This window comes from Streptomyces sp. SPB074 (assembly GCF_000154905.1).
Taxonomy (GTDB): Bacteria; Actinomycetota; Actinomycetes; order Streptomycetales; family Streptomycetaceae; genus Streptomyces.
On the sequence record NZ_GG770539.1, the window covers coordinates 6,111,949 to 6,119,442 of the forward strand.

Here is a 7,494-nt window from a genome sequence, read left to right on the forward strand (position 1 = left end):
TGTCTCCGTGTTCTCCAGGCCGTCCGCCGCGCCGCCCCGGTGGGCGAAGGCGAGGGGGAGCGGGTGGTCGAGGAACGGGTGCGGGGCGGGGGCCGGGGTGTTCACGCGCGCAGTATGGCACCGCGCGCGCTCAGGCCCGCCCGGGGCCGGGGGGCGCGACGGGACCGGGCGCGGGGCCCCGCGGGGAGCCGGGCGGGGAGCCGGGCGCGGGGTCCGGCCCGGGGAGGGCGAAGACGCCGAGGAAGAACTGCGCGAGGGGGCCGATCGTCAGCGCGTACAGGATCGTGCCGATCCCCAGCGTCCCGCCGAGCGCGATGCCGACGAGGCCCACCGTGATCTCCACGAAGGTCCGGCACAGCCGCAGGGAACGGCCCGTGCGCCGGTGCAGCCCCGTCATCAGGCCGTCGCGCGGGCCCGGCCCGAAGCGCGCCGAGATGTAGAGGCCGGTCGCCGCGCCGTTGAGCACGATGCCCGCCAGCAGCAGCCCGGTCCGTACCGGCCAGGAATGCGCGGAGGGGAGCAGGGCGAGCGTCCAGTCCATCGAGAGGCCGACGAGGAAGACGTTCGAGACGGTCCCGAGCCCGGGCCGCTGGCGCAGCGGCCACCACAGCAGCAGCACGAGCGCCCCCGCGATGATCGCGACCGTCCCGATGCTCAGCCCCGTGCGCCGGGCCACCCCCTGGTGGAAGAGGTTCCACGGCTCGACGCCGAGGCCCCCGAGCACCAGCAGACCGTCGCTGAAGCCGAAGAGGAGCAGCCCGGCGTAGAGATGGACGAGGCGGCGGGGGAGCGAGGCGGCGGCGCGCGGCGGGGAAGCGGTGGTCATGGAGCCCCCGGAGGTCGGAGTGGACTGGTACGTGCCACCCTGGAAGCCGCAGGAAGGCCCTCGACAGGGCCAATTGAGGAGAAGTGGACTGATTTCCATGGCGGAGCGGGGTATCGCGGTCATCCGTCCGGCGCAGCTCGCCCGGCTGCTCGCGTCCCAGCGGGCCCCGGAACCGGCCACCGAAGGGCAGGGGCACCCGGCGGCGGAGGCGGGGAGCGGGACGGTCCGGGAGCGGCCCGCCCGGCACACCCCCGCGTACCAGGCCCTCGCCGACGGCATCCGGGTCCTCGTCCTGGAGGGCAGGGTCCCGGTGGGCGCCCGGCTCCCGGCCGAGCGGGAACTGGCCGCGGCACTTGCCGTCAGCCGTACCACCGTCGCGACCGCGTTCGAGGCGCTGCGCGAGGCCGGCTTCCTGGAGTCCCGGCGCGGCGCCGGGAGCTGGATCGCCTTCCCCGCCGGGGCCCCGCTCCCCGCCCGCGGCCTCGGCCCGCTGCCCCCCGAGCGCGCCGGGCAGCTCATCGACCTCGGGTACGCCTCCCTCCCGGCCCCCGAGCCCTGGCTCACCCGTGCCGTGCGGGGCGCCACGGACGCCCTCGCGCCCTATGCCCTGACCCACGGCGACTACCCGGCCGGGCTGCCCGCGCTCCGCCAGACCCTCGCCGAGCGCTACACGGCGCGCGGCGTCCCCACGATGCCCGAGCAGATCATGGTCACGACCGGGGCGATGGGCGCCACCGACGCGATCATCAGCCTCTTCGCGCCGCGTGGCGAACGCGTCGCCGTCGAGTCCCCGAGCTACGCCAACATCCTCCAGCTCCTGCGCGACGCGGGGGCCCGCCTCGTGCCCGTCGCGATGGCCGAGGGCACCGGCGGCTGGGACGTGGCGCGCTGGCGGCAGGTGCTGCGCGAGTCGGTGCCCCGGCTCGCGTACGTCGTCGCCGACTTCCACAACCCGACCGGCGCCCTCGCCGACGAGGAGACCCGCCGCGCCCTCACCACGGCCGCGCGCGCGGCCGGCACGGTGCTGCTCGTGGACGAGACGATGGCCGAACTGCGGCTCGACGCGGATCTCGGCGCCCCGGGCGCGATGCCCCGGCCGGTGTGCGCCTTCGACCCGGCGGGCTCGACGGTCATCACGGTGGGCTCGGCGAGCAAGGCGTTCTGGGCGGGGCTGCGCGTCGGCTGGGTCCGGGCGGCGCCGGAGACGATCCGCCGGCTCGTCGCGGCGCGCGCGTACGCCGACCTGGGCACCCCCGTGCTCGAACAGCTCGCCCTCAACTGGCTCCTGACGACCGGCGGCTGGGAGGAGGCGGTCGCGCTGCGCCGCACCCAGGCGGCGAGCAACCGCGCCGCTCTCGTCGCCGCGATCCGCGAGCGGCTGCCCGACTGGGAGTTCACGGTCCCGCGCGGCGGGCTGACGCTGTGGGTGCGCGCGGGCGGCCTCTCCGGCTCGCGCATCGCCGCCGCGGGCGAGGAGGCGGGCGTACGCGTCCCCTCGGGCCCCCGCTTCGGCGTGGACGGCGCCTTCGAGGGCTACCTCCGGCTCCCCTTCACGGTCGGCGGCCCCCTGGCCGTGGAAGCCGCCGACCGCCTGGCCCGCGCGACGGACCTGGTCCGCGCGGGAGCGGGGGCGCACACGGCGGCGCAGCGCGGACTCATCGCCTGAGGGGACACCGCGCGGCGCCGCCTCCTCGCCCGACGCGCCGACGCCGTACGGGGCCCGCCGCGCCGGGGCCCGTCGGCTCAGCCCTCCGCCACCGACACCCGTACCGGCCGGATCGCCGGCTCCTCCGCAGGCTCCGCGCCCGCCGCCTCGCTCGGGCACTCCTCCTCGGCCGGTCCCGCCTGCTTCGCCAGGTTCGAGCCGCCGCGCCGGGGGAGGAGCGCGAGGACGGCCTCGCGGTGCGCGTCGGCCGCCGAGTCGTCGTACGGGTCGGGCGTCGCCGGGACCTGGAGCCGCAGCACGGGGCCCGCGCCCAGGCGCGCGTACCCGCGCCCCGGGGGCAGCTCGCCCGCCGGGGTGGACTGCGGGGCCGCGCCCAGGATCTCCGCGGCCTGCCGCGCGCTCGCGGGCGCGAGCGCGACCCGGGCCCGCGCGTACTGCGCGACGACCGGGTCCAGCCCGTCCACGCAGTCGTACTGCTCGGCCACGACGACCGTCACGAGCGCCGCCCTGCCGTGCCGCAGCGGCACGTGCAGGTGGCTCTGCGGGTCGGCGAGCCCCTGCGCGCGGGCCAGGTGCCCGAGCACGGCGGGCCGGTCCACGAGCACCCACAGCGGGCGGCGGACGTCCTCGGGCGGCGCCTCGCCCGCCTGCCGCGCCCGGTTCGCCGCGACGAGCCTGCGCTCCGTCTCGCGCGCCGCCCACTCCAGGGCCCCCAGCGCCCCGGTGAGCCCGCACTCGACGCCGAGGACCCCGTCGCGTCCCACGAAGCACGTGTAGTCCCCCGTGCCGCCGCCGTCCACGACGAGCACGTCCCCCTCGCGCAGCGCCTGGAGGGCGAGGGCGCGCAGCAGCGTGCTCGTACCGCTCCCGGGCCGCCCGGCGACGAGCAGGTGCGGCTCGGGCGAGCGGGCACCCGTGCGCCACACCACGGGCGGGACGTCGAGCGCCGCGCCCCCCGCGTCCACGAGCGGCACCGTGCGCCGCACCACGAGCGCGTCGGTGAGCCCGAGTACCACCTCGCCCGGACTCGTCACGAAGGGCTGCGCGGGGATGTCGGTGGGCAGCGGCGGCAGCGCGGTGAGAGTGAGCCGGTTCGCCTCCTCCTCCCACCCGAAGTGGTACTCGCGGCCCCGCCCGCACTTCGCGTGCAGCAGCCGCTCGACCCCCGCCCGCGCCTCGGGGTCCCCGTCCGCGAAGGACGCCGGATAGGCGGCGGTGAGCGCGTCCAGCCGCCCCCGCTCGTCGAAGGCGAAGTCACCGAACGCCCGCTGCCAGTCGCCGCCGTGCGCGTAGAGCGGCTCGGGCGCCTCCGGCACGGCGAAGTACGGGACGAGTGCCTCGTACAGCGAGGCGAGCCGCGCCGCCTGCTCCTCGTCCGGCCCGCTCGCCCCGGGCTCCGGCGCGCGGTCGCGCCCGAGCCACCCGGCGGCGACGAGTACGGCCAGCAGGGCGGCGAGCGGCCCGTGCGGCGCGAGGCCCGCGGCGAGGACGGCGGCGGCGACGAGGAGGAGCAGCGGCCCGCGCCGTTCCTTCGGCGTCGCGGCCCAGCGGCGGCGCCCGGCCGCGAGGAGCCTGCCGAGCCCCCGGCCGAGGATGATCAGCGGGCGCAGCACGTCGGAGGCGCCGTCCGCCGCCGAACGTGCCAGGTCCCGGCCGCGCGCGAGGGACGCGCCGCCGTCGCGGAGGATGCGGGGGAGTGGTCGCCGTGCCACGTCGGTCTCCTGGGGAGTCGTACGAGAAGTCGTACGGAGTCGTACGAGTGACTGCCGGGCCCCCGCGCGGGACCCGGGCCGCGCGCGCCGCCGCGCACGGGGAACACGCCGGGACCTGGGCCCCGGCGTGCGGGAACGGGCGCCGGGCCTCAGAACTTGAGGCCGCCGAGGAGCGAGGCGAGGCTGGCGCCCCCGGCCTTGATGCTCGGCGCGATCGCGGTTCCGGCGAGGTAGAAGCCGAAGAGCGCGCACACGACCATGTGCAGCGGCTTGAGGCCGTCCTTCCGGCAGAAGAGGAAGACGATGATGCCGAGCAGGATGACGCCGGAGATGGACAGGATCATGAGGTTCTCCTGGTTGAGGGGGACAGTCACCATGAGTTCTTCCAGGCTCACAGCATGTATCTATACGACAAAAGGTGCAAATGAGTGATCAAGCGCTCATTTCGTCTTTATGTGAGGCGAACTTCCCCGTGCTCCGGAGGCCGCGAAACGCCTTCCCGCCCCCTGATTCCGCGCCTCGCCGGTGCGCGTCGATCTTTGCCCGCCGCCCTCCGGCTCGTGTACGCCTGAGCGCAGTACGCTGGCGATTCACCCGGACGGCGGCAGGCTCCGCCGGGCCGGGTGAGCTGCCCTGTCCCCTCCCCCTCCCGCAAGGCGGCCCTCCCGTGAACCCCACGTACGGAACGACCCGGGGCGAGCACCCGGAACCCCACCCCGCGGACACCTCCGGGGCCCCCGGCCCGGACGCTCCCACCCCGGACGCTCCCGCCCCGGACGCCGTGGACCCGGAGGTCGTGGCGCTCGCCACGCGCCTCTTCGGCCTCGCCCGCTCCGGCGAGACGGACGCCCTCGCCGCCTACGTCGACGCGGGCGTCCCGGTGAACCTCGCCAACGACAAGGGCGACACGCTGCTCATGCTCGCCGCGTACCACGGCCACGCCGGGGCGGTCCGCGCGCTCCTGGAGCGCGGGGCCGAGCCCGACCGCCCCAACGACCGCCACCAGACGCCGCTCGCGGGCGCGGTCTTCAAGGGCGAGGACGAGGTGATGGAGGCGCTGCTCGCGGCGGGCGCCGACCCGCACGCCGGCAGCCCCTCGGCCGTCGACACGGCGCGGATCTTCGGGAAGCCCGAACTGCTCGCCCGCTTCGGGGCGGCCTGAGACGCCGCGCCGCCGCCGCTCCGGCGCGAAGGCCGGTCACCGTGCGGCGCGAGGGCCGTCACCCTCCGGCGCGGCGGACGGCCGCCCTCCGGCACGGGTACGGTCACCCTCCGCGGCGGAAGGCGGTCACCCTCCGCCACGGCACAGGCCGCTCCCGCGCGTACCACCCGCCCGCCGCCCCGCGAGGCCGGTACGGGTGGGGCCGGTGCGACACATGAGGCGCCCGGCCACCCGGCCCGCCACCCCGCGCCCCGCGGCGGGCGCCCCCTTGTCAACGCCCGCCCCGCCGCTCCCACCTGCGGGAACGCCCGGAATCAGCGGGTGTTTCCACGCGTTTTGTCCCCCCGCCGTAAATGCGCTCGCCTGAGCATCGACGCCTGCGCCATCATGGCCACATGGTTCGGGTCCGGACGCCACGGGAAGAAGTGGCCCACCGCCCGGGCCGCGCAATGGCCCGCCCCGGGCCACCGACCGAGAGGCAGAGGAAGATGGCTGAGCGCAAGCGGCAGACGACGGGTCCACGGCCGTGCCGGCGCCACAGGTGACCGTCCGCCCCCCGTTCGTACCCACAGCTTGATGTGAGGCCCCTGTCATGTTCGATCCGGTCATAGCGCCCAGCGGCACCCTGCTGGGCCTGCTCCAGCGCGGCCGCGGCGACGGCACCCTGCACGCCCTCACCGCCCACCGCGCGGAAGCCCTCGAAGCGCTCGACACGTGCGTCCGCCAGGACCCGCGCGGCGACTGGCACTTGGAGAACCGCTCCCTCTACTACGCGCGCCTCTACCGCGAACTCGACGGCCCGCTCGACGGCATCGAGGCCCACCTCTTCGGCGCCGACGACCTCCTCGACCCCGAGGAGTCGCGCACCGGGCTCGCCCTCGCCGTCCTCGGCCACCTCGGCTCCTACGGGCGCCCCGAGGCGCTCGCCCTGCTGCGCCGCTACGTGGCCAGCGGCGCCAACTGGGCCTGGGCGCTGGACGAACTCGCTGTCCGGGAGGACGACCGCGCCCTGCGCGCCCTCGCCGCCCCCGTGCTCGCCCGCTTCCCGGACACCCCCGAGGGCGAGGCCGAACTCACCGCCGCCGCGCGCGGCGCCTACGAGCCGCGGCCCTGGCACCTGTGGGCCGAGGACCCCGGCTCCCCGCACGCCCCGCGCGTGCGCGCCGCTCTCGAACGCGGCTCCTTCGACCGCTGGCAACGGCAACTGACCCCCACCGGCCCCCGGCCCGGCTGGAGCGTCCCCGAGATCCTCGACTGGGCCCGGCGCGCCCTGGAGGAGAACGACACCGACCTGCACGCCCCCGCCGCCCGCTGCCTCGCCGCCGTCGCCGGCCCCGAGGACCGCGAACTGCTCCTCGCCACGGCCCGGGACGGCGCCGACGCCCCCCGCCTCGCCGCCCTGCGCCACCTGCGCGACAGCGGCGAACCGCTCGCCCTCGACCTGCTCGCCGAAGCCACCGCGAGTACGTCCTCCCTCGTCGCCGACACCGCCGCGGCGCTCTTCGAGGGGACCCCGTCCGTCGCCGCCGTCGAACGCGCCCGCGACCTCGCCAGGACCCCGGGCCGGCTCGGCGCGGCGGCGGGCCGGCTCCTCGCCCTGCGCGGCGCGACCCGCGACACCCACCTCGTCCTCACCGCCCTGCGCACCGCCGTACGCGACCTGGGCACCGCCGATCCCGCGCTCGCCCCGCTCCTCGACGGCACCGGCAGGCTCGGCATCGTCTGCGCCGCCCCCGTCGTCCGCCACGTCTACCGCGAGACCTCCTCCTCGCACCTGCGAGGCCGCGCCGCCCGCGCGCTCGCCGCCATCGACCCCCGCTTCGCGGCCGGATTCGCCGTCGAATGCCTGTGGGACTGCGAGGAGTCCACCCGCGAACTCGGCGCCCGCCACGCCGAGACGGCCGACAGCCGCGTCGTCACCCAGCTCCGCCGCCTCGCCGCCGACCCGGCCGAGGAGGACGAGGTCCAGACAGCCGTACGCGGCCGGATCGGCCCGGACACGGCGGCGGCGTGAGGGACAGGACGGCGGCGTGAGGCACGCGGCGGGGCGGGCGCCCCGCCGCGGCCGCCGCGTCCGGACGCGGCAGGCGCGTGGCGCGGGGGCGCCTGACGGCGGGACACCCCGCAC

General features: G+C 77.2%; 6 protein-coding genes and 1 pseudogene. 3 read left to right on the forward strand and 4 right to left on the reverse strand.

The features are described from left to right. Positions 1-105: pseudogene (locus tag SSBG_RS32865) on the reverse strand (glycerophosphodiester phosphodiesterase); the annotation flags it as partial. A gap of 25 nt (positions 106-130) precedes the next feature. Further along, positions 131-826 (reverse strand): YczE/YyaS/YitT family protein, encoded by a 696-nt coding sequence (locus tag SSBG_RS25940; RefSeq protein ID WP_008749018.1) that lies wholly within the window; start codon positions 824-826, stop codon positions 131-133. A gap of 97 nt (positions 827-923) precedes the next feature. On the opposite strand from SSBG_RS25940, the gene SSBG_RS25945 reads away from it, so the two are divergent. Then, complete coding sequence (locus SSBG_RS25945) at positions 924-2,492, forward strand: PLP-dependent aminotransferase family protein (protein WP_008749019.1); 1,569 nt, start codon at positions 924-926, stop codon at positions 2,490-2,492. 77 nt (positions 2,493-2,569) lie between these two features. On the opposite strand, the gene SSBG_RS25950 is transcribed toward SSBG_RS25945, so the two are convergent. Both SSBG_RS25950 and SSBG_RS25955 read right to left on the reverse strand, forming a co-directional pair. Then, positions 2,570-4,204 carry a membrane protein gene (locus SSBG_RS25950; RefSeq protein ID WP_037870652.1) on the reverse strand — a complete coding sequence of 545 codons (1,635 nt, stop codon included), beginning with the start codon at positions 4,202-4,204 and terminating at the stop codon, positions 2,570-2,572. 149 nt (positions 4,205-4,353) lie between these two features. Further along, entirely contained in the window at positions 4,354-4,548 is a 195-nt protein-coding gene (locus tag SSBG_RS25955) for a hypothetical protein (RefSeq protein ID WP_037871955.1), read from the reverse strand. Between the two features lie 437 nt (positions 4,549-4,985). Between SSBG_RS25955 and SSBG_RS25960 the strand changes: the two genes are divergently transcribed. Together SSBG_RS25960 and SSBG_RS25965 are read left to right on the forward strand one after the other, a co-directional pair. Next, positions 4,986-5,366: an ankyrin repeat domain-containing protein gene (locus tag SSBG_RS25960; RefSeq protein ID WP_008749021.1), complete on the forward strand. Its 381-nt coding sequence runs from the start codon at positions 4,986-4,988 to the stop codon at positions 5,364-5,366. Between the two features lie 592 nt (positions 5,367-5,958). Further along, positions 5,959-7,380, forward strand: a complete 1,422-nt coding sequence (locus SSBG_RS25965) for a hypothetical protein (protein ID WP_008749022.1) — start codon at positions 5,959-5,961, stop codon at positions 7,378-7,380. Positions 7,381-7,494: the final 114 nt, after the last annotated feature.

Coding starts and splice junctions, on each gene's coding strand:
- SSBG_RS25940 (WP_008749018.1), bottom strand. CDS start 826: ATGACCACCGCTTCCCCGCCGCGCGCCGCCGCCTCGCTCCCCCGCCGC.
- SSBG_RS25945 (WP_008749019.1), top strand. CDS start 924: ATGGCGGAGCGGGGTATCGCGGTCATCCGTCCGGCGCAGCTCGCCCGG.
- SSBG_RS25955 (WP_037871955.1), bottom strand. CDS start 4,548: ATGATCCTGTCCATCTCCGGCGTCATCCTGCTCGGCATCATCGTCTTC.
- SSBG_RS25965 (WP_008749022.1), top strand. CDS start 5,959: ATGTTCGATCCGGTCATAGCGCCCAGCGGCACCCTGCTGGGCCTGCTC.